This window comes from Bacteroides sp. AM37-9, assembly GCF_003603455.1.
GTDB classification, from domain to species: Bacteria; Bacteroidota; Bacteroidia; order Bacteroidales; family Bacteroidaceae; genus Bacteroides; species Bacteroides xylanisolvens.
On sequence record NZ_QTNF01000004.1, the window covers coordinates 145150 to 169647 of the forward strand.

The following is a 24498-nucleotide window of genomic DNA, read 5'->3' on the forward strand; positions in this document are numbered from 1 at the left end:
ACTTTGCATTGTTTTAATAAATATGTTGAAATAAAACCTAGAAGAGAATGAGAACTTTAAAAAGACTTTTTTATGTAGCTTGTACGGCTTTCCTCCTTACATCTTGCGAGGAAACCTATAATGACAAGCTATTCTGGCCGGGTGAACTCTGCCAGGAGTATGGCTCATACATCAAACCGGCGAACTTAAACCTGACCTACAGCGGGGAAAAACTCGTTGGAAAAACTGTCGACTTTAAAACAGAAGACAGTGAAAAAGGAACCTTGACACTGAATGACATTATTCCGGGAGAGAAACAAACTCCTCTTCCAATCAGTCTGTGCGAACAGGAAGACTCTTATACATTTAGCGGCAAGAACATCACGATGGGAGGAGCAACCGTGACATACAGCGGTGCCATCACTCCGAAAACAATGAAACTAGATTTGGATGTAGTAATGCCGCAAAGTAAATGGAAGAAAAGTTATGGCATATCCAATTTCACTAAAGGAAAGAAAATGACTGTCACTTACAGCGGAGGGCAATATGTATGGAAAGAAACGAATGAAATCTTAACCGGAGGATTCTATGTCCATCTGGATGACGTGGAACTGACCAAAGCGGGCAGTACACTGTTTTTAAGGATGAAACTGATTCAAAATGCACTTTGCTATTTCATACCGCAACTTCTTCAGACAATCACCCTACAACCCGACGGTAACCTTGTAGCCAATTATACGACGAGTCCTGTTTACATCGGCAGCGTACCGATCAATAACATAGATCCGGATAAAGACGTCGGTACCATCGCAACATTTGTCACCAAGTTTATGATTGGTTTACTGACGGAAAAAGATATCAATAATGCATTGACAGACCGTACGTGGACCGCTTCACCAATTAATCTAATCACCTGGACAGAGGAGAGCGGTAGACTTAAAATAAACCTGAACTTACCGGCAATTATCAGTCTGGCAACCAAGGACGGTGAAACTCCTATCGATTCAGGACTGGTTTCCGGAATTATGGAAGCTCTTGCCCAATCCAATCCTGTGCAACTGAAACTGTTGCTCGGAATCGTGAACTCCATGATCGACAATCCACTACTCGGTATCATAACCAGTATGGATACGGCGAGCTTCCAGCAGGTATTCTACTTACTGACTGAAGGAATTATCTTTCATATAGAAGAGGAAGACGGACATACCCATCTTTACTTAACCAAAGAGTCGACAACTGCTTTCATTCAATTATTGCCCGGGCTACAACCGATAGTGGAAGGAATGTTGCCGGAAAGCATGGCTAACAATACTGTATTTAAAAACCTGCTCGGACTTCTCATGGGAAATGACGAAAACGGTCTGCCGGTTTTATGGAATGCAGCCAATACTATTGACCTAGGATTGGATCTTCTGCCACAAGAATAAACATCAACTATGAATATCAAAAAAGAAAACAATGAAGAAAATATATATTCTAAATTTGCTACTATGCTTCACCAGTCTTGGGAGTAGTTTTGCCCAAACGCTGAAAGGACATATATATGATGCAAATACCAATGAGCCATTGGTGGGAGCAGCCGTTACGTATAAGTTACAGGGTAATCAGGGAGTAGTGTCCGACATTCATGGGGCTTATGAAATCAAACTGCCCGAAGGGGGTGTCGATCTCGTATTCAGTTATGTGGGCTACGAAGATGTACTGATGCCGATCGTAATCGACAGACGTGAGGTAATTACCAAAAACGTCTACATGAAAGAAAGCACCAAACTATTGGAGGAAGTCGTGGTCAGCGCCGGACGCTTTGAACAGAAATTGAGTAATGTCACTGTTTCCATGGATGTAGTGAAAGCGGGTGACATTGCCCGTCAGGCACCAACGGATATATCGTCCACCCTCCGCACTCTTCCGGGAGTGGATATTGTAGACAAACAACCTTCCATACGTGGTGGTAGCGGATGGACATACGGAGTAGGTGCACGCAGTCAGATTCTGGTGGATGGTATGAGTACCCTGAATCCCAAGACAGGTGAAATCAACTGGAACACCGTACCTTTGGAGAATATCGAGCAGATTGAAGTAATCAAAGGAGCCTCTTCCGTTTTATATGGTTCATCGGCTTTGAATGGTATCATCAATATCCGCACCGCACGTCCGGGGTTAGCTCCGAAAACACGTTTCAGCGCATATCTCGGTATCTATGGTGATGCGGAGAATGACGAATACCAATGGAGTGACAAGAGTTTCTGGAAAGAAGATAAATATTCGGTCAAACCAATTCTACGCGGAAATCTTCTTAGTGGTGTGCGTAATCCGATTTACGAAGGATTCGATCTCTCCCACGCCCGTCGTATCGGTAATTTCGACGTCAGTGGCAGCCTCAATCTTTTCACCGATGAAGGATACCGCCAGCAAGGATATAACAAACGTTTCCGCATGGGAGGTAACCTAACCTATCACCAACCGGACATGGGAATGAAACTGTTGAACTATGGTTTTAATATCGATTTCCTGTCTAATCAATATGGTGACTTTTTTATCTGGCGTTCACCGACAGAGGTGTACAAGCCCTCTCCTTTCACCAACATGGGCAGGGAAGATAATAATTTCCATATCGACCCGTTTGTCAACTACGTGAATCCGGAAAACGGTACGTCACATAAGATCAAGGGACGTTTCTATTATAGTGCCGACAATATCGTACGTCCTACCCAGGGAGCATCCATCATGGATATTCTGGGCAATATGGGGACAGATGCCCAAACGATACAGAATATTGCAGGCGGTGATTACAGCTCGCTCTATCCGGCATTGGTGGGAATCGGTTCAGGACTAATCAATGGTAATCTGGAAGACGCCATGAATGGAGTATTCACTTCATTAGGCAATATCTTCCCTAACGCGACAACTGCCGATTATTGTGATCTGATTTCCTGGGTGATGGACAACGGACTACCCAGTGATTTGGGAGGACTGACGAACGGACAATTGCCTGGTGACCTGATTCCCTGGGTGTCCGACGTACTCAATCCTTCACGAAACACTCCTAAGACGCAGACTGATAAAAGCACTAACTATTATCTCGATTATCAGTTCAACAAGAAATGGGACAGTGGCGCACAAATCACTACCGGAGCCACTTATGAGCATGTACGGTATAATTCGGCCATCATGGACGAAGTCTACAAAAGCGATAACATAGCTGCTTTCTTCCAGTACGACCAACGTTTTTGGGATCGTCTAAGCGTATCTGCCGGCGTACGTGCCGAATACTATCGTGTAAACAATCACCATCGTGAAGCAGAAACAAAGATGTTCGGAACTAAAGTTCCATTCCGCCCCGTGTTCCGTGCCGGATTGAACTATCAGTTGGCAGATTACAGTTTTATCCGTGCCAGCTTCGGACAAGGTTACCGTAACCCGTCCATCAATGAGAAATACCTGCGCAAGGATATCGGAGGAGTCGGCGTTTACCCGAATCTGGATATCAAACCGGAAAAAGGGTTTAATGCGGAATTGGGATTCAAGCAAGGGTATAAGATTGGCAATTTCCAGGGATTTGTAGATGTTGCAGGATTCTATACGCAATATAAGGATATGGTCGAATTCCAGTTCGGACTATTCAATAATGCGGACTATACGATGATTAACAGCATCAGTGATGCCATCCGGATGATAACCGATGGTCAAGGTTTCGGAATCGGAGCACAGTTTCATAACGTATCGAAAGCACAAATCTACGGAGTGGAAATATCAACAAACGGCGTTTATAACTTCAACAAGAACACAAAGTTGTTCTATAACTTAGGGTATGTATACACCGAACCCCGTGATGCGGATTATAAGGAACGCAATGATGCGGAGGATCTTTATACTGATCCTCTTCAAATGAAAGAAAAATCTAACACCGGAAAGTACCTGAAGTATCGTCCGAAACACAGTTTTAAAGCGACGGTAGATTTCCAGTGGAAACGTATCAATCTGGGTGCGAACGTTGCCTGGAAGAGTAAAATCCTCGCAGTGGATTACCTGATGATGGATGAACGGCCGAAAGCACAACTCGACTTGATGGATTACGTTCGCGGCATCGCTTTCGGTTATTCTAAAGGAGAGACTTTGGCTACTTATTGGAAAAAACATAATACGGACTACGCCACTGTGGATATGCGCCTTGGAGTAAAAGCGTCCAAAGAGGTAGCTTTTCAGTTTATGGTCAACAACTTGTTAAATAAAGAATATAGCTACCGCCCGATGGCAGTTGCCGCTCCACGCACGTTTGTTGTTAAGATGGATATTACTTTCTAAATAACTTTTAGAATTTACAACCGATTCAGAAGCGGCTGCACGATGCAGCCGCTTTCTTTTTTTCCGCATCTGTCATCATTTATCTATATATTGCGTATCTTTACCCCGCGAAAATGAGAAAAAACAGTCGATAAAATGAAAAAACAAATCCTACTTATTGCTATCTTATTATGTACAGCCTTTGCACAGGCACAAGAAGTTTTTGTAACCGCAGATTTTGTAAGTAGCTACATCTGGCGTGGTATAGACAGCGGTAATGCAAGTGTACAACCCTCGCTCGGCCTCAACTGGAAAGGCCTGACCGTCTATGCATGGGGTTCTACCGAATTTCGCGAAAAGAATAATGAGATAGACTTGTCATTGGAGTACGAATACAAAAACCTGACTCTCTACGCCAACAACTATTTTACCCAAACAGAAGAAGAACCTTTCAAATACTTCAATTACAGTTCACATTCCACGGGACATACTTTTGAAGTAGGAGCCGGGTATATGCTTAGTGAGAAATTTCCATTATCAGTCAGCTGGTACACCACCTTTGCCGGAAACGACTACCGTGAAAACGGAAAACGTGCCTGGTCCAGCTATTGCGAATTGAGTTATCCGTTCAGCGTGAAAGATGTAAACATGAGTGTCGAAGCTGGTTTTACCCCTTGGGAAAGTATGTACTCCGACAAATTCAATGTAGTCAATATCGGATTATCCGCAACGAAAGAAATCAAAATAACATCCAACTTCTCTCTGCCCATATTCGGAAAACTAATAGCCAACCCCTATGAAGAGCAACTTTATTTTGTATTCGGAATTACGTTGTAGATGATTCTTACACTCAATTATTAACTAATAAATTACCCCCATGAAAAAACACTTTCTTATTTTCGGAGCAGGCCTCCTTCTATTAAGTGCCTGTAATTCGGTCAAAGCACCGGAAGCTATCCTGCCCATTCCCGAAGCCAAACAGGTAGAATGGCAAAAAATGGAAACATACGCTTTCGTACACTTCGGACTTAACACATTCAACGACCGCGAATGGGGATACGGTGATTCCGATCCTAAAACATTCAATCCTACCCGACTGGATTGCGAGCAATGGGTACAGACCTTTGTGAAATCCGGCATGAAAGGAGTGATCCTGACAGCCAAACATCACGACGGATTCTGCCTGTGGCCCACTCAACTGACAGAATATTGCATCCGTAACACCCCGTATAAAGACGGAAAAGGCGACATCGTTCGCGAACTATCAGATGCCTGCAAGAAGTACGGCATTAAATTCGCTGTTTATCTGTCTCCCTGGGACAGGCATCAAGCCAACTATGGTTCTCCCGAATACGTAGAATACTTCTATAAACAGCTCAACGAGCTATTAACCAACTATGGTGATGTTTTTGAAATCTGGTTTGACGGTGCCAATGGCGGAGACGGCTGGTATGGCGGAGCAAAAGACAGCCGTACTATCGACCGCAAAACTTATTACGATTATCCGCGAGCCTATAAGTTGATCGACGAGTTGCAACCACAAGCTGTTATCTTCTCGGATGGAGGTCCGGGCTGCCGTTGGGTAGGTAACGAAAACGGATTTGCAGGAGCTACCAACTGGTCTTTTCTCCGTGCCGGAGAAGTTTATCCGGGTTACCCCAAATATCGTGAATTGCAATATGGCCATGCCGACGGCAACCAATGGGTAGCCGCAGAATGTGACGTATCCATCCGTCCGGGATGGTTCTATCATCCGGAAGAAGACGACCGTGTGAAAACAGCAGATGCATTGACCGATCTGTATTACCGTAGCGTAGGTCATAACGCAACATTGTTACTCAACTTCCCGGTCGATCGTGACGGACTGATTCATCCGACAGACTCTGCCAACGCCGTAAACTTCCACCAGAACGTACAAAAGCAACTGGCACACAACCTATTGGCCGGACTTTCTCCCAAAGCATCGGACGAACGGGGAAAAACATTCTCTGCAAAAGCGGTAACCGATGGTGAGTATGATACTTATTGGGCTACCAATGACGGTGTCAACTCTGCCACAATCGAATTTGACCTGCCTCAAACGGAAAAGATCAACCGCATGATGTTACAGGAATATATACCGCTGGGGCAACGTGTCAAATCATTCGTTGTAGAATACAACCAGGAAGGCGAATGGCTTCCGGTAAAATTGAATGAAGAAACGACCACTATCGGATATAAACGCCTTCTTCGTTTCGAGACAGTCACCACAGATAAGATCCGTGTCCGTTTTACAGATTCGCGAGCTTGCCTCTGTATCAATAACATAGAAGCCTATTATGCAGGAGAGACTTCCGATACATATACTGCAAAAGCAGAAGAGTTGAAGAGCTATCCGTTCACGCTCACCGGAGTAGATACGGAGGAAGCACAGAAATGTATGGATAAAAACAATCAGACCACCTGTTTCATCAACGGAAATACATTATTGATTGATTTGGGAGAAGAACACACAATTACCTCCTTCCATTATCTCCCCGACCAGAGTGAATATAATAAAGGAATAATCAGCTCTTATGAAATCTCTGTCGGCACGGATAGTAATGCTGTCAATCAGGTAGTAGCCAAAGATGAATTTTCCAATATAAAGAATAATCCGATTCTGCAATCGGTTTACTTTACTCCGGTAAACGCCCGCTATGTTCAGTTGAAAGCAACACGGATGATACATGATAGTAAACCGATGGGACTGGCCGAAATCGGTATACAATAAAATAAGTAACTGTCATTTTAACACTTAAAGAGAATAAATAGCTGTATCTCTTGGCTTCTCGAATAATTTATATAACTTTGTTCGTAAATAAAAAGCAATAAATATGAAACGTCCACAAATTGTAGAACGAATACGGAAGGCTTTAACACAGGTGGCACCGGAAGCTCAAGCCATTTTATATGGTAGTGAGGCACGTGGGGATGCCCGTCCTGATAGCGATATTGATTTATTGATATTGGTTGACGGTAATAAATTGACCGTCAAAGAAGAAGACCGTATCATCACTCCGCTCTACGATATAGAAATAGAAACGGGAGTGCAAATAAATGCACGTGTCTTGCTGAAAAAGATTTGGGAAAACCGTCCCTTTTGGTATGAATGTAATGAAAGAGGGGATCGTACTATGAAAGAACAATTAAACAGGGAAAATATTGAGGCACTGTCAGCTTACCGTTTTCTACGTGCTAAAGAAACGCTGAAAGAAATACCCTATCTAAAACAACAAGGCTATTATAATACGGCTGTAAACCGTCTTTATTATGCCTGTTATTATGCAGCAGTCGCTCTGCTTATTAAATCCTGGTACCCATGCAGGTGTCAAACAGATGATAGGATTGCATTTCGTCGCTACCGGTCGTATGTCACGTGAATTGGGACGTTGTTTTTCCCTACTTTTCGAACGTCGGCATAGTAGTGATTATGATGATTTTGCCTATTCAAGCGAGGAAGAAATAGACGAATTGATGCCTAACTAAAGCAACTGACTTTATTGGAGCCATCGAAGTTCTGCTGAAGGAGTCAAACGCTTGAGTCATGTTATCATCACTCTTACGCTCATCTTCCAGGAAGCAAGTATCTCATCTGACAAATACCCGCATTTCATATGCTTTTCCCCTATTGTTTATGTGTCTTTGCTTAATAGTTATCAAGGGCTCACCTGTGTGAACAAACAGGCTATCAGTTGCAAACAAATATATCCACATACGTAAACAGCTTTGTTCACATGGGTGAGCCCTTGCAAAGCATTAGAGCTTAACAAAAGAACTACTAAGCATTAACGCATAAATACCTAAGAGAATACATAACAAGAATAGTTACTTTAAAACCAACATAAAGTGATGCCATCGCGGAGCCCCTTACTGCCGATATTGTTTGGGGTGAGGGTAAAAAGTAACCCTCACCTACCCTCACCTTTACCCTCACACCTACAACCCCGATGAATAAATGGATTGAGCCAGAGGGTGAGGGTGTGAGGGTAAAAGTATCACCAACTTAATAGGAGGAAGAATGAAAGGTTTATGGATGCACATTAATTATAAGTTATTAAAGAGGAACCCTAAATTAAATCTATAAAAACCCTCCTATTTTGCTCAAAATTCTTAAACCTGTGCATTTTTTACTCGGATTTCTTGTCAGAACCAAGCGTTTGAGTAAATTTGCACGCTGATAGTTAACCGGATAGTTTGGATAGCAAGAGATTACTACTTGACTACTGGCTGCTAACTTGTAGAAATACTAATACTAAAATTTATAGCATGAGTTTGAAAATTGTTGTATTGGCAAAACAAGTTCCCGACACACGTAACGTTGGGAAAGATGCCATGAAAGCCGACGGAACGATTAACCGTGCGGCACTCCCCGCCATCTTCAACCCCGAAGACCTGAATGCTCTCGAGCAAGCTCTCCGATTGAAAGATGCTCATCCAGGCTCTACCGTAACCGTTCTGACAATGGGACCGGGACGGGCAGCCGACATTATTCGTGAAGGACTTTTCCGTGGTGCAGATAACGGTTACTTATTAACTGACCGTGCTTTCGCTGGTGCAGACACATTGGCTACGTCTTACGCACTTGCCACTGCCATCCGCAAAATCGGTGAGTATGACATTATTATCGGTGGCCGTCAGGCAATCGACGGTGACACGGCACAGGTAGGTCCGCAGGTAGCAGAAAAGCTGGGATTGACGCAAATCACATACGCAGAAGAAATTCTGGAAGTAGGCGATGGTAAGATTAAGGTGAAACGTCACATCGACGGTGGTGTTGAAACTGTAGAAGGCCCGCTGCCTATCGTGATTACTGTCAACGGTTCTGCAGCTCCTTGCCGTCCGCGTAACGCTAAATTGGTTCAGAAATACAAGCATGCCAAAACTGTGACTGAAAAGCAGCAAGGCAATCTTGATTATACCGACCTGTATGACAAGCGCGATTATCTGAATCTGGCAGAATGGAGCGTAGCCGACGTAAACGGTGACCTCGCACAATGCGGTCTGTCCGGTTCGCCGACAAAAGTGAAAGCCATCCAGAACATCGTGTTCCAGGCTAAAGAGAGCAAAACCATCAGCGGCAGCGACCGTGACGTGGAAGACCTGATTGTTGAACTATTAGCTAACCACACCATCGGATAATCATGAATAACTTATTTGTATATTGCGAAATAGAAGAAGGTAACGTTTTAGACGTTAGCCTCGAACTTCTGACCAAAGGTCGTTCGTTAGCCAACCAGTTGAACTGTCAGCTCGAAGCAGTGGTTGCCGGAACCGGCCTCAAAGATATTGAAAAACAAATCCTTCCTTACGGAGTAGACAAACTTCACGTTTTCGACGGCGAAGGACTTTACCCTTATACTTCACTTCCTCACACAGCTATCCTGGTGAACCTTTTCAAAGAGGAACAGCCGCAAATTTGTCTGATGGGGGCTACTGTGATCGGTCGTGACCTCGGTCCGCGCGTTTCTTCTGCTTTGACCAGCGGATTGACTGCCGACTGTACTTCACTTGAAATCGGTGACCACGAAGACAAGAAAGAAGGCAAGACTTACAAGAACCTGTTGTATCAGATCCGTCCGGCATTCGGCGGTAACATCGTTGCTACGATTGTGAACCCGGAACACCGCCCGCAGATGGCAACCGTTCGCGAAGGTGTGATGAAGAAAGAAATCCTCTCTCCGACTTATCAGGGAGAAGTAATCCGTCACGATGTGAAAAAGTACGTAGCTGATACGGACTATGTAGTGAAAGTAATCGAACGCCACGTAGAAAAAGCAAAGAACAACCTGAAAGGTTCTCCGATTATCGTAGCCGGCGGATACGGTGTAGGCTCGAAAGAAAACTTCGACCTGTTGTTCGACCTCGCTAAAGAACTTCATGCAGAAGTAGGTGCCAGCCGTGCTGCTGTTGACGCAGGTTTTGCAGATCACGACCGCCAAATCGGTCAGACAGGTGTAACGGTTCGTCCGAAACTCTACATCGCTTGCGGTATCTCCGGACAGATTCAGCATATTGCCGGTATGCAGGAAAGTGGTATCATCATCTCCATCAATAACGATCCGGATGCTCCGATCAACACGATTGCCGATTACGTAATCAACGGAACTATCGAAGAAGTTGTGCCGAAGATGATTAAGTATTATAAACAAAATAGCAAGTAAGGAAAGATGGCTAATTATTATACAGACATACCGGAACTCAAGTTTCACTTGAACAATCCGATGATGAAACGTATTTGCGAACTCAAAGAACGCAATTACAGAGATAAAGATGAATTCGATTATGCTCCACTGGACTTCGAAGATGCTGTAGACTCTTATGACAAAGTGTTGGAGATTACCGGAGAAATCACAGGAGAAATCATTGCCCCTAACGCAGAAGGTGTAGACGAAGAAGGTCCTCACTGTGCCAATGGTCGCGTAGAATATGCATCAGGAACCAAACAGAACCTGGACGCAATGGTGAAAGCCGGCTTGAACGGTATGACCATGCCACGTAAGTTCGGCGGTCTGAACTTCCCGATCACCCCGTACACCATGTGTGCAGAAATCGTGGCTGCTGCCGACGCAGGTTTCGGAAACATCTGGTCATTGCAGGACTGTATCGAAACTCTTTATGAGTTTGGTAACTCCGACCAACACAGCCGCTTTATTCCACGCATCTGCCAAGGTGAAACCATGTCAATGGACTTGACAGAACCGGATGCTGGTTCCGACCTTCAATCTGTTATGCTGAAAGCTACTTACAGCGAAAAAGACGGATGCTGGTTACTGAACGGTGTGAAACGTTTCATCACAAATGGTGACGCGGATATTCACCTCGTACTGGCACGTTCGGAAGAAGGAACAAGAGACGGACGCGGTTTGTCTATGTTCATCTATGACAAGCGTCAGGGTGGCGTGAACGTACGCCGTATCGAAAACAAACTCGGTATCCACGGTTCTCCTACCTGCGAATTGGTATATAAGAATGCAAAAGCTGAACTTTGCGGTGACCGCAAACTCGGTTTGATTAAATACGTAATGGCTCTGATGAACGGTGCCCGTCTGGGTATTGCCGCACAATCTGTAGGATTGAGCCAGGCAGCTTACAATGAAGGTTTGGCATACGCTAAAGACCGTAAGCAGTTCGGAAAAGCAATTATCGAATTCCCGGCTGTGTATGACATGCTGGCTATCATGAAAGGCAAACTGGATGCCGGACGTGCTTTACTGTATCAAACATCTCGCTACGTAGACATCTACAAAGCATTGGACGACATCGCCCGCGAACGTAAACTGACTCCGGAAGAACGCCAGGAACAAAAGAAATATGCTAAATTAGCAGACAGCTTTACTCCGCTGGCTAAAGGTATGAACTCTGAATATGCGAACCAAAACGCTTACGACTGTATTCAGATTCACGGCGGTTCAGGTTTCATGATGGAATATGCTTGCCAACGTATCTATCGCGACGCACGTATCACCAGCATCTACGAAGGAACTACCCAGTTGCAGACAGTAGCCGCTATCCGTTACGTAACCAATGGTTCGTACATCGCTACCATCCGCGAGTTCGAAACCATTCCTTGCTCACCGGAAATGGAACCGCTGATGTCTCGTCTGAAAAAGATGGCTGACAAATTCGAAGTCAGCACCAATGCAGTGAAAGAAGTACAAGACCAGGAATTGCTTGACTTCACCGCTCGCAAACTGGTGGAAATGGCTGCTGACATTATCATGTGTCACCTGCTGATTCAAGATGCCAGCAAGGCTTCCGAACTGTTCTCCAAATCTGCACATGTATATTTGAACTATGCAGAAGCGGAAGTAGAAAAGCACTCAAACTTCATCGAAAACTTCGATAAAGAAGACTTGGCATTCTACAAAAAGTAATAAATACTCTATCAAATCTCATAAAAGCATCCCTTCTTAGGAAGTGGATGCTTTTTTATTTGTCACATTCTATTATTTTTCATTATTATTCTATACATTTGTCAGTGAGATAAGTAATTTTTAATCGACGACTCTATATAAGAATAGAAATATGGCACTCAAACCTTCATATAACGACCAACTGCATTTACCGGGTTTATCAAAAACAGAAATCCTTATACTAGCTCTCGAAGCTTCGCAAAAGCTGGAGTGGAATATCGAGGAAGTGACTCCGGAAGGAGCACGATTCGAAGTCCCGTTCAATATGTATTCTCATGGAGAGGAAATAACCTTCACCATAGAACCGGGAAGCGACGGAGAAGTAGCTGTGCGCAGCCAATCCTCTTCCGTACAATTTGTAGACTATGGAAAGAACAGAAAAAATATACAAAAGCTACGCGAGACGATGGAAGAAATAAAAACATCCCTTACCCCGGAAGAGCTAACCCAAAAGGCAAAAGATTTCGAGGAAGAGTGTAACCGTCCGCTCACAGAAGAAGAGAAAGCCTATCTGGAGGAAGAAAAGAAAAGGAACTCTTTCTGGTCGTTCTTTATTCCCCGCAAAGGTTTTATGGCAACACCTATCCTGATAGACCTCAACATCCTTGTATTTATTGTGATGATTGCATCCGGAGTGGGAATCATGTCTCCTTCCACCTTATCACTGCTGAAATGGGGAGCCGACTTCGGACCGCTGACCCTTACAGGCGACTGGTGGCGTGCAGTGACCTGCAACTTCATACATATCGGTGCTTTTCATCTCCTGATGAATATGTACGCTTTCATGTACGTAGGACTTCTACTGGAAGGACTGATAGGAAGCCGTCGGATGTTCATGTCTTATTTACTGACCGGATTATGCTCGGCAGTATTCAGTCTTTATATGCACGGCGAGACAATCAGTGCCGGAGCCTCCGGAGCCATCTTCGGACTCTACGGTATATTCCTCGCCTTCCTGTTCTTCCATCGCATCGCAAAGGAACAACGGAAAGCGTTATTGACCAGTATCCTTATTTTTGTCGGTTACAATCTGGTTTATGGCATGAAAGCCGGGATTGATAACGCTGCACATATCGGCGGGTTATTAAGCGGTTTCCTACTGGGAATCATCTATGTATGCAGCTATAAATTTGAAAAAGCCGATGCGCAACGCACCGTTTCAATCCTTGGGGAGCTTGGTATCTTTTGTATTTTCCTGTTCAGCTTCTTGATGCTTTGCAAGAACGTTCCCCCTCTTTATCAGGACATACGCGGCGAATGGGAAAGCGGTATTGTAGAAGCCTATCTGAATGGTGAACTGGAAGAAGAAAACGAAAATGGTAACCAATCAGGCAGGGAGACTGCCAACAGTTCTTCTACCAGTCAATATCCTCCATACGTTCCGGTAGGCAATAACGATACATGGCTTTCTTATTACGATGCAGAAACAAATTTCAGTTGCCAGTATCCTACCAACTGGAGGAAAATAACAGGAGCGAAAGGATTGACTCCCAGCGCAGAACCTCCGTTGCTTAGGCTCGTCAACGGCGCCAACCAACTGACGATTACCGCTCTGACCTACGATACACAAAAAGAGTTTGAACATATCAAGAAGTTATCGCTCACTCTCCCGCGAAATGCACAAGGAGAACCAGCGGAAGACTATAAGCAGAGCAATGTCAACATCAACGGGCTATCCATGACAAGAACTACAAACCCTCTGCACATCGGAGCTCCTGATGAACCGGGAGAAGACATACAACAAATTGTATTACACTATTTCCAAGAAAGCAAGAAGCGAACTTTTACCATTGTTATGCTTGTCTATGACGAAGAAGCCGAAACCGATCTGAATGCTATTACATCAAGTATTCAGATCACCCAATAAAGAGAATATGAGAGTATATGTCCAAGTCAAACAGTTAGGAAAGCGAAAGTGCAATATCGAAAAGATTCCTGTCGATTTTCCTGTTCCGCCTGTCGATGTACAGGGGTTGATTGAAGCCATCGTCAGTTGGCAAGTCTGTGAATATAATGAACGCTTGCAACAAAGCGAAGTACTGAAATACCTCACACAGGAAGAAGTGGAAAATAAAGCAACTTCCGGCAAGGTTGGGTTTGCAGTAAACTATAACGGCAAACCTGCCGCAGAAGTAGAAGCAATCACCAACGCCCTGCAATCTTACGAGGACGGAATTTTCCGTATCTTCATTGACGATACGGAAACTGAAGACTTATCCTCTCCCACCGGACTCAAAGAAGAATCTACCATCACCTTCATCCGATTGGCTATGCTGTCGGGAAGACTTTGGTAATCATTTTCTTATAAACACACTTAAAACGAAAATAATCATGAGACTCATTTATAATGACGCATTAAACAAACGGATTGCTCCGTACCTGGAAAGGTTAACGAAAAAGAGAACCAGTTTAGACAAAGAGACAATGACACTGTTGGATGTATTTATGCAATACTTCAACATGGATACCCGGTATGGCACATACAGCGATAAACTAGAGCCTTGCATCATACATATTATTCAGGAAGAGAAAATAAAGAGTGTTGCCAATCTTTTCGACGGAAAGTTGAACAAAGTGCTCCGTTATCTATTGGGAGACGAATATGCCAACCTGTTCCACACCTATCTGAAGCTCAAAGCACGGTGTCCGTACACTCATGGATATTCGCGCCGGTCACAGCGGTCGGCGAATCCTCTTCTGCATTTCAGTCACATTATAGATGCGCTGACGGAATTTCTAAAACTACGTGCCACCGGATTCAGCGAACAAGCCATACTGAACGGAGGAAACACTCCGGAAGAAATAGAAACATACAAGGATGCGATGAACTGTCAAAACTGGATGGCCGCCCAAATAGCAGAAGGCAACCAAACTGTCATTGAATACCTCAACAACGTATTGACCAGCGAGAATAATGCCAACCGCCTCAACCAGGGACATCTCCAGGCTATCGCCGTGAGCGGTTACCGCCCGTTGCTGGAACTGGAAGGGAAGTTACTGCTGGCAGCCAAACTGCAGGAAGGTCTCCGTCAGGCTATCGTGGAAACGATGGACGAAGGATGCCCCGAAAGTTATCTCCATCTGTTCTCGGTGATCTGCAACAACGGCCTACAACGATTTGCCTCCGTGAAACGCGGCATTGCAGTCTGTACGGGTATCGGAGAACAAGACAGCAGCGAGCGTATCACCAACAAATATGTGGAACTGATCCGCCGTTTTCTGAACGACCGGGAACAAGCACGCAAAGCCCTTCAAAGCAAAGATACGGTCGAACTTTATCTGGCTCTATGGAGTATCGGATTCTATAATACGGAAGAAATCCAGGCACTTGTTCCGGGAATAATTAAAGACGGTGCCAAATATCAGGTGCAGACCTTACTTTACTTTTTACGCTGTACGCAATACTCCGGCATGAACCACCGTATCAGTAAAGATGCTTTTGAAAAATGGTATAACGAACCGTCGGTAGTGGCGGCTATCCTGCCACTGTATCTGTCCGGACTCTATCTTAGCCGGTACGGAGGACATAAGGACGCCCCGTCGCTCCATGATTATTTTGATAGCAAAGAAGAAGCGATCCGCCATTATGACTATCTGAAGAACGTCTATCAGTCCATCTCTGCTAAAGAGATTTATTCTCCATACGTATTCCCATGGGAAAGTGCAGAGCTCACCCGTTCGGAAATCATTCTCAAGATGGCGTATATCACCTGGATGACCAACGATTCTGCATTGAAAGACGATCTTTGCACCTGTCTGCCCTCTTTGGATACCTATATGCGGGCAGGCTATATCGGCGTCGTATTAAATCCCCCGACCAGCCATTTACAGGAAGAATATGTGCTGCAATCACTGGGCGACCGTTCGCAGGACGTTCGTGACGAAGCCTACAAAGTATTGTCCGAGATGACTTTGTCGCCCAAACAGAATCAGAAAGTAGAAGAGTTGCTGCGCTTCAAATATAGTGAGATGCGTATCAACGCCATCAATCTATTGATGAAACAGCCGAAAGAACAATTGTCCGGCAGTATCCGCCGCTTACTAACAGACAAGGTGGCCGAACGCCGCCTGGCCGGATTGGATATGATGAAGACTATTCACAACGTAGAATTTCTGCAAGATACCTATCAGGAACTAATCCCCACCGTCAAAGAAATTCAGAAACCGAACGCGAAAGAAAAAGTGTTGATAGAATCTCTGATCGGCGACGGAACGGAAAAGAACACCGCACAGCACTATACCAAAGATAACGGCTTCGGTCTGTACGACCCGGCTCTTGAAGTCAATCTGCCGGAGATTGCCCAAGATAAAGGATTCAACGTGAAAAAAGCATTCGAATTCATTTGCTTCGGAAGGGCTAAACTTGTATTTAAAAAACTAAGCAAATACATCGAAATCTATAAGAATGAAGAGTTCAAGAATGGGTACGGAGAAGCACGCCTGGTAGGCAACAGTGTCCTGATAAACTGGAGTAACTACGGAGGATTGAGCGGACTCGGTTTCCCGGAACTGTGGAAGGCCTTCTACGAAGAAGAAATCGGAAGCTATGACAAATTACTGATGATGAGTTTCATGCTTGCATCGACAGGCGCACCTAAAGACGATGACGACTACGATGAAGAGGATGAAGAAGACATCAAGGCAGACCAGAAATCAAGCAACACTTTCGAGCCGCTTGTCAACCGGATGTATGCCGGCATCACTTACCGCGGATTGCAGAAAGAGCTCCGCAAGATGCCGTACTACGAACAGATGAGTGATATTATCGAAGCATTGTCATACGAGTACAAAGACGAAGCAGTCTACCAACGATTGGCTGTCAATATGCTGCTCCAACTGTTGCCTTTGCTGAATACTAAAAACATTTTCCGCCAGTACACCAACAAGCATGCATGGCTTCGGGACAAACTGGAATATGGAGAAAAGGAGATCGTTTACCCGATACATAACAACAAGTTCGTGAATTTCTGGCTTGAAATGCCTCAAAAGCCTATGAGTGATGATCTGTTTATCCGCTACTTCACGGTGCGCTACCAACTTTACAAGCTCACCAACTACATGGAACACACACCCGAACTGGAAGAAACAGACTCTTACCTTCATGCCACGGACTTCGCCCGTGCATGGATGCTCGGAATCATCCCGACAGAAGAAGTATACCGCGAAATGATGGGACGCATCAGTTCGCCCGCCCAGATCAAGGCAATCACCACGGTATTGAACGACAACGTTCGTTTCAATAAGGAAAAAGAAAGATACGCCGACATCAAAAACGTCGATTTCTCTCTCTTCCGTTCTCTTGCACAGAAGATAGTAGACCGGATTCTTGAAATCGAACTGAAACGGGGAGACTCCGAGACACAAGTTACCAGCCTTGCGGAAGAACTAAGTTATATTTATGGAGCGGACACATTTATCCACATTCTGCAAGCGTTCGGCAAAGATACGTTCATACGCGACAGCTACAACTGGGGCAGCACCAAACGAGGTGTATTGAGCAGCTTGCTCCATGCTTGCCATCCCCTGCCGACAGATACCAGCGAAAATCTGAAGAAACTGGCGAAGCAAGCCGAAATCAGTGACGAACGACTGGTAGAAGCCGCCATGTTCGCTCCGCAATGGATTGAACTGACCGAAAAGGCAATAGGCTGGAAAGGACTGACAAGTGCCGCCTATTATTTCCACGCCCATACCAATGAAACATGTGACGACAAGAAAAAAGCAATCATCGCCCGCTACACCCCTATCGACGTGGAAGACTTGCGGGAAGGTGCTTTTGATATCGACTGGTTCAGGGATGCATTTAAGACAATTGGCAAACGACGCTTCGAAGTGGTCTACAATGCCGCCAAATATATCTCATGCAGCAATAGCCATACCCGTGCCCGCAAGTTTGCCGATGCCACCAACGGCGCAGTGAAGGCGGCAGATGTAAAGAAAGAAATAGTTGCCAAACGCAACAAAGACTTATTGATGAGCTACGGCCTCATCCCATTGGGACGGAAACCGGACAAAGAACTACTGGATCGTTATCAATACCTGCAAAAGTTCCTGAAAGAGAGTAAGGAGTTCGGTGCTCAAAGGCAGGAAAGCGAAAAGAAAGCGGTAAACATCGCCCTGCAAAACCTGGCACGCAACTCCGGTTACGGAGACGTTACCCGTCTGACCTGGAGCATGGAAACAGAACTAATCAAAGAACTTCTCCCCTACCTGTCTCCCAAAGAGATAGACGGCGTAGAAGTGTACGTACAAATCAACGAGGAAGGCAAATCGGAGATTAAACAAATCAAAGACGGCAAAGAGCTCAACAGTATGCCTGCCAAACTGAAAAAGCATCCGTATATAGAAGAACTGAAAGCGGTACACAAAAAACTGAAAGACCAGTATACCCGCTCCCGCGTGATGCTGGAACAGGCGATGGAAGACTGTACCCGTTTTGAAGAAAACGAATTGCGCAAGTTGATGCAGAACCCTGTCATCTGGCCATTGTTGAGACATCTTGTCTTTATCTGTAACGGACAGACGGGCTTCTACACCGACGGATTGCTGGTGACTGTGAATGCCGTTTGCCTACCGTTAAAACCGAAAGACGAGTTACGCATCGCCCATCCCACAGACTTGTACGCAAGCGGTGACTGGCATGCTTATCAGAAATTCCTGTTCGACAAAGCAATCCGCCAGCCTTTCAAACAGGTGTTCCGTGAGCTCTATGTTCCGACTCCGGAAGAAGTGGAAGCCACTCAATCCCGCCGTTACGCCGGCAATCAGATCCAACCGCAGAAAACGGTTGCCGTACTGAAAGGACGTCGCTGGGTAGCCGACTACGAAGACGGTTTGCAAAAGATCTATTACAAAGAGAACATCATCGCCACCATCTATGCGATGGCAGACTGGTTCTCTCCTGCCGACATCGAAGCTCCGACGTTAGAATATGTCTGCTTCCACAACCGCAAGGACTACAAGCTGATGAAAATCTCGGAGATTCCTCCTGTCATCTTCTCGGAAGTGATGAGGGACGTAGACTTGGCAGTAAGTGTAGCCCATGCCGGAAGCGTCGATCCGGAAACCAGCCACTCTACCATCGAGATGCGTAGCGTGCTGGTGGAACTGACAATGCCGTTGTTCCATTTCAAGAACGTGACGATAAAAGGAAGTTTCGCTCACATCGAAGGCAAACTGGGTAAGTACAATATCCATCTGGGCAGCGGCGTGATCCATCAGGAAGGCGGCGCGCAAATTGCCGTTCTTCCGGTACATTCGCAAAATCGCGGACGCCTGTTCCTGCCTTTTGTAGATGAAGATCCGAAGACAGCCGAGATATTGACTAAGATTATCTTCTTTGCAGAAGACGATAAGATAAAAGATCCGAGCATCCTGAACCAAATCAAATAGAAAAGAGATGGCAGAGAATTTAATCATCGGCACAGGAAATAAGGAAGAGAAATACCGGGAGTTACTTCCGCAACTACACGCTCTGGTAAGTACGGAAACGGATCTCATAGCCAATCTTGCCAACGTTGCAGCAGCGCTCAAACAGACTTTCGGTTTCTTTTGGGTAGGCTTTTACCTTGTGAAAGAGGATGAACTCGTACTGGGTCCGTTTCAGGGTCCCATTGCCTGCACCCGCATCCGCCTCGGCAAAGGAGTTTGCGGCACAGCTTGGAAAGAGGCCCGGACACTGATTGTTCCTGACGTAGAACAGTTTCCCGGACACATTGCTTGTAGTTCGGACTCGAAATCGGAAATAGTAGTACCGATCCTCCAACAAGGTGAAGTTGTTGGAGTGCTGGATATTGACAGTAATGAACTAGATAGTTTCGACACCATCGACGCACGCTATCTGGAAGAGATTTGTACGTATATTGGATAAGTTGACAACCATGCAAACGTCCTGAAAAAACAGAGGCTCTGATTGAGTGAATCAGAGCCTCCGTTTACTATAAATAGAGCCTCTGTTCAGGTCAAACAGAGGCTCTATTTTTTTACCAGTCCATATCTTCTATTTCCCGTTCCCGGTACAGCAGAAGTTGTTTGCGAAGCGAACTCATTTCGCGTCTCATATCTTCCATCTTTTCCAGTAAATGATGAATGGCATCGATCCCTTCCATATTGATGGATAAGTCGTAGTACATTCTGCTGTAACGCTCCACGTTCGGGAGTTCCGACAAAAGCAGATAATGTTCGCCGCCTTCGGTATGTACGTTAATCAAACCGCCCTCTTCCAACAAGTCGATGAATGAAGGCTCAATATGACATTTGTGACAGTATTCACTGACAATAATTAATTCGGTCTGCATAGTGCTCATTCATTTTAGTTCATACTCTGTAATTGACGGAACAACTCTTTCTGTTTGTCGGTCAAGTTCGTAGGAATCTTGACGGAATAGGTCACAATCAAGTCACCGAATTGTCCTTCCTTCTTATAAACCGGGAATCCTTTACCTTTCAGTCGGACTTTCGTACCGTTCTGCGTTTCCGGTTTTATCTTCAGTTTCACTTTACCGTCCAGCGTGTCGATCACTTTCTCACCTCCCAATACAGCAGAGTAAAGGTCTACTTCCACATCTACGTACAGGTCGTCGCCCAGGCGTTTGAACACCGGGTCTTCGGCTATCACAAACGTAATGTACAAGTCGCCCGCAGGTCCTCCGTTGACACCTTCGGCTCCGTAGCCTTTCAGTTTAATAACCTGTCCGTCGGCTACACCGGCAGGAATGGTGATACGCACTTGTTTACCATTTACGGTCAATATCTGCTTATGCGTTTGAGCAGCATCACGAAGGGAAAGATGAAGTTCGGCATTAAAGTCCTGTCCGCGGAATCCCGCAGAGCCTTGTCCTCTTCCTCCCCGATGTCCGAACATGGATTCGAAGAAATCTGAAAATCCACTGGCATTGCCACCGGAGAATCCCTCTCCATCGGAACTATACCAATAACTTCCGTTACCGTCGGAGAAACCCTGACCCGCACCGCCGAATCCGCCGAAACCTCCTGCACCGCCAAAGCCTCCGGCTTGTTGCTGTGCACGTTTCTGCGCTTCGAATTCATCGGCATGTTTCCAATGTTCTCCGTACTCGTCATACTTTTTACGTTTCTCTGGGTCACTTAGTACTTCATTGGCTTCATTGATTTCCTGAAACTTATCCTTTGCACTCGGGTCATTAGGATTCAAGTCAGGATGATACTTTCGGGCCAACTTACGAAAAGCCTTTTTGATATCATTCTGCGAAGCACTTTTGTCTACTCCAAGAATCTTGTAATAATCTATATAGGCCATGTTTTATGAATTTAATCGTTCATACATCATACGGCAAATAACACGCCAATCCCGCTTTTGGATGCAGAAATTAACAAGGATTAATACCTAATACTTAATACTTGATATTCCTCTTTTCCAGCATCCGGAAGTCTTGCTTCTTCATACCCAAATCATCCAGCGGACGGGGTTCGTTGTGATCGTTCAGATAAACTCTCGGTTTTAGGACGTAGTGCGGAGCCGTTACAGATTGCGAATCATCCCGGTAAGGAGTTTCTATTCCGCCTAAAGACAACATGGTCGGAAAGAAAGAACTGCTGGAAGAAATATTCTTATCCTTATTATCCACAGCATTTTTCCAATGTTCGGGATAGGTTTCACGGTAGTTGTCGGACATCCAGATGAGGAACGGCACGTGAAGTTGATAATAAGAAGGTACGGGAGAAGCGTGGAGGAACAGATGGCGGGAATCGTCGAAAATATCCTCACCATGATCGGAAGTGTAGAGCATGGCGGCATCTATCTGCTGTTTTTCCAACATGTGGATAAGGCGTGACAAGAAACCGTCCGTATAACGGATGGAGTTGTCATAGGCATTGACCAGGTTATCCCGGTATTTTCTTTCTGCTTCCATCGGATAATCGGGCGTAAAGAAAGCACTTTCCGACGGGTAACGTTCGCGGTAATTAAAGTGAGAACCGTAGGTGTGGAGCACGATAAATTGTTTCGTCGCACCTTTAGCCAGTTCCTGCTCCACCAATTTCAGAAGTTCGTCGTCAGAAGGATTATAGGAGGAGCTGACAGAATCTTCTTTTATAAAATCGTACGTATCGGCTTCCATTCCGAAGAAGTCGATAAACGAATGGTTGTAACGTTGGTTGGAGAAAAAGGCTGTCCGGAAACCTGCCTCTTTGAAAGCGGTGATGATTCCTTTCTGATGATAGATAGAATCGTAGTTGCAGGCGGTAGCGTCCGACATCAACATGGGGACACTTTTATGTGTCGTATTCGACTCTGTCAGCACTTTCGGGAAAGCAATCAAACCCGATTGCCGGGATAAAAGCGGGTTTGTTTCACGTTCGTAACCATACAGTTGCCAGTTCAGGGCACGAGAGGTTTCTCCTACGACCATTACGTATACTTCCCGTTTCTCTTTCGGATGCGTAGGCAGGGCATGGAAAGTAAAGTCCTTCGAAGTACGGTGATAATTCTGCGTCAAGGCGGTTCGTTGGAAGGCTAGACCTACGTTATAGCATACGTTCAGCGGATATAAATCGGACTTCAACTCATATCCCGGGTCCTGCATATATGCTCCGACAAGGCTAAGGAGGGAGATTCCAAAGACTATGGAGGCTCTCTTCCGTTCTCTGCGGATAAATTCTACCGTAAGTTTCCGCTTACGTACAATTGAAATGGTCCCTAATATCAGGGCAGGTACGTAGAGTATGATGACAGCAATAATGGCAGGTGTGAGATTATCAAGCAATTCGAGGGCTTCACTCGAATTGGTAGTCACCAAGTTCAGAAACATATCGACAGCGATAATGGACTGGCCGAACAAATAAAGCAATACAATCTGAAAGGCTCCGAAAAACAGGAACAGGAATAAAATCCAAAGCATCTTGCCACAGTTTCTCGACAAAGTCATCAACAGATAATAGCAGCCGAAAGGCAAAAGCACATTACACACCTTTGCCATCAACGGTAAAGGCTCTGTCAAACAGAGCACAAGGTTGGGTACTATCAAGATGAAGAGGAACAGATAAAACAAATGTTCCTGATTCTCCAACCAATTCTTTATATTCTTAAAAAGCTTCATTGATATTAAAAATAAATCCGGTCTGGTGTTTGCCAAACCCTAAATCCAAACGTACATTTACTCTCTTCTTAAACTCCCAACGATAACCGAAACCATAATTAGGCAGAATATGCTTCGGAGTAAACTCGGAGAGTCGTGGAAAAATCGTTCCCGCTCCTGCCCATACTGCCACTCCATTCCGTTTCCAGACGTGTTGCCGGAGTTCTATTTGCGCATCCATTGCTCCTTTGTCCCGATAGCGTCCTTCGTAATATCCGCGCATGGAGTAAGAGCTTCCCAGCGTTGCCATCAATCCCCACGGGGTATCGCCATAGGTAAGCAATGTGTGGAATTGTCCTGCCAGCACTCCGCCTTTCCATACGGGCTGATAATAGCTGGTAGTCAGTTCGGTGCTGCTAAACGCATATTTATTGCCGAGAAAAGCCGGGCTGAATCGCTGGTCTATCCGCAAGTAATAGCCGTGAGATGCATTTGTCAGGAAATCACGTGAATCGTAAAGGAGGGAAAGTCCCAGGCTGGTATTGGTGGTCCGTGCCGCCATTCCTTCCCATAGTTCCGGTTTATCAAAGTTCCGCCCGTCGATATAATCGAATATGGCCATCGGGCCGATGTAGAAGTTCTTTGCCAGCCGGAACATAAAATCGACTTTCACCTGTGCTTGAAAACGTTTATAGTCGCTTTCATTATCAGAGTTGGCTCCATTGTCATATCCCCGTCCCCAATACAGGCTGGGGAAAGAATAGAAATAGAGATTGTAATTCAAGCGGTATTTGTCTTGCGGAAACAGATGGTTCCCACGGATTCCCAACAGATAGAAGCCGACCGTCGACACATCTCCGTAAAGAGAGACATTGGAGGGAGGAAGAAGCGAATCGTTCCGATCGGTGCGATATAATCCGGCTGCCACCAGTCCGAGTCCGAACTTGGTGTCACTGGAATAGTGGGGACCACCTATCACACTGAAATCAAACTTTTTATTCTTTTTTTCCTTATTGGCGTCATTGAAGTAATCAAGAAACTTTTTAAAGAAGCTGCGCTTTGCCGGAACAGAATCTTCCATGGTTACAGATATAGAATCCTCCGGCAGTTCAATTTTAGTAGAATGCAGCTGTGCGCCCAACGGGGTTTGTGTCAACAACAAAAGCGCGAATATGATTAGCCTGTTCTGTCTAGTATTCATAATCATAAGAAGTAGAAAACTTTGCGGACAAAGTTAGTTTCAAACT

At 45.2% G+C, this 24498-nt stretch carries 15 protein-coding genes and 2 pseudogenes; 13 read left to right on the forward strand and 4 right to left on the reverse strand.

The genetic code is table 11. The features are described 5' to 3' along the window. The first annotated feature begins 47 nt into the window (after positions 1 to 47). The 13 genes and pseudogenes from DW862_RS04480 (at position 48) to DW862_RS04545 (ending at position 20067) form a co-directional block, all read left to right on the forward strand. A complete protein-coding gene (locus tag DW862_RS04480; protein ID WP_049703466.1) occupies positions 48 to 1406 on the forward strand; it encodes a DUF4925 domain-containing protein in 1359 nt (452 codons plus the stop codon). A gap of 31 nt (positions 1407 to 1437) precedes the next feature. Further along, the gene (locus DW862_RS04485) at positions 1438 to 4284 is read left to right on the forward strand and encodes a TonB-dependent receptor (RefSeq protein WP_120067353.1); all 2847 of its coding nucleotides are present in this window, start codon (positions 1438 to 1440) and stop codon (positions 4282 to 4284) included. Between the two features lie 135 nt (positions 4285 to 4419). Further along, positions 4420 to 5100 carry a hypothetical protein gene (locus DW862_RS04490; protein WP_120067354.1) on the forward strand — a complete coding sequence of 227 codons (681 nt, stop codon included), beginning with the start codon at positions 4420 to 4422 and terminating at the stop codon, positions 5098 to 5100. Positions 5101 to 5140: 40 nt separating this feature from the next. Further along, positions 5141 to 7015 carry an alpha-L-fucosidase gene (locus DW862_RS04495; RefSeq protein WP_120067355.1) on the forward strand — a complete coding sequence of 625 codons (1875 nt, stop codon included), beginning with the start codon at positions 5141 to 5143 and terminating at the stop codon, positions 7013 to 7015. A 103-nt stretch (positions 7016 to 7118) separates the two neighbouring features. Next, positions 7119 to 7422 (forward strand): annotated as a pseudogene (locus DW862_RS04500) (nucleotidyltransferase domain-containing protein). Further along, positions 7419 to 7825, forward strand: a pseudogene (locus tag DW862_RS26140) (HEPN domain-containing protein). The pseudogenes DW862_RS04500 and DW862_RS26140 overlap by 4 nt, the downstream one beginning before the upstream one ends. Before the next feature lie 725 nt (positions 7826 to 8550). Then, positions 8551 to 9423, forward strand: a complete 873-nt coding sequence (locus DW862_RS04515) for an electron transfer flavoprotein subunit beta/FixA family protein (RefSeq protein WP_004314244.1) — start codon at positions 8551 to 8553, stop codon at positions 9421 to 9423. A gap of 2 nt (positions 9424 to 9425) precedes the next feature. Next, positions 9426 to 10445, forward strand: coding sequence for an electron transfer flavoprotein subunit alpha/FixB family protein (locus DW862_RS04520; RefSeq protein WP_055278939.1), 1020 nt, complete (start codon positions 9426 to 9428; stop codon positions 10443 to 10445). Between the two features lie 6 nt (positions 10446 to 10451). Then, positions 10452 to 12158 (forward strand): acyl-CoA dehydrogenase family protein, encoded by a 1707-nt coding sequence (locus DW862_RS04525; protein ID WP_120067358.1) that lies wholly within the window; start codon positions 10452 to 10454, stop codon positions 12156 to 12158. A 151-nt stretch (positions 12159 to 12309) separates the two neighbouring features. Continuing rightward, the gene (locus tag DW862_RS04530) at positions 12310 to 14064 is read left to right on the forward strand and encodes a rhomboid family intramembrane serine protease (protein ID WP_120067359.1); all 1755 of its coding nucleotides are present in this window, start codon (positions 12310 to 12312) and stop codon (positions 14062 to 14064) included. 7 nt (positions 14065 to 14071) lie between these two features. Then, entirely contained in the window at positions 14072 to 14491 is a 420-nt protein-coding gene (locus DW862_RS04535; RefSeq protein WP_004314240.1) for a hypothetical protein, read from the forward strand. A 37-nt stretch (positions 14492 to 14528) separates the two neighbouring features. After that, the gene (locus DW862_RS04540; RefSeq protein WP_120067360.1) at positions 14529 to 19589 is read left to right on the forward strand and encodes a DUF4132 domain-containing protein; all 5061 of its coding nucleotides are present in this window, start codon (positions 14529 to 14531) and stop codon (positions 19587 to 19589) included. A gap of 7 nt (positions 19590 to 19596) precedes the next feature. Beyond that, complete coding sequence (locus DW862_RS04545) at positions 19597 to 20067, forward strand: GAF domain-containing protein (protein WP_120067361.1); 471 nt, start codon at positions 19597 to 19599, stop codon at positions 20065 to 20067. Positions 20068 to 20179: 112 nt separating this feature from the next. On the opposite strand, the gene DW862_RS04550 is transcribed toward DW862_RS04545, so the two are convergent. The 4 genes from DW862_RS04550 to DW862_RS04565 form a co-directional block, all read right to left on the reverse strand. Continuing rightward, positions 20180 to 20494 (reverse strand): chaperone modulator CbpM, encoded by a 315-nt coding sequence (locus tag DW862_RS04550; protein WP_008025905.1) that lies wholly within the window; start codon positions 20492 to 20494, stop codon positions 20180 to 20182. Between the two features lie 14 nt (positions 20495 to 20508). Then, a complete protein-coding gene (locus DW862_RS04555) occupies positions 20509 to 21474 on the reverse strand; it encodes a DnaJ C-terminal domain-containing protein (RefSeq protein WP_055278935.1) in 966 nt (321 codons plus the stop codon). A 94-nt stretch (positions 21475 to 21568) separates the two neighbouring features. Continuing rightward, positions 21569 to 23272 (reverse strand): phosphoethanolamine transferase, encoded by a 1704-nt coding sequence (locus DW862_RS04560; RefSeq protein ID WP_120067362.1) that lies wholly within the window; start codon positions 23270 to 23272, stop codon positions 21569 to 21571. After that, positions 23259 to 24458 (reverse strand): BamA/TamA family outer membrane protein, encoded by a 1200-nt coding sequence (locus DW862_RS04565; protein ID WP_182425243.1) that lies wholly within the window; start codon positions 24456 to 24458, stop codon positions 23259 to 23261. The genes DW862_RS04560 and DW862_RS04565 overlap by 14 nt, the downstream gene beginning before the upstream one ends. Between the last annotated feature and the right edge of the window lie 40 nt (positions 24459 to 24498).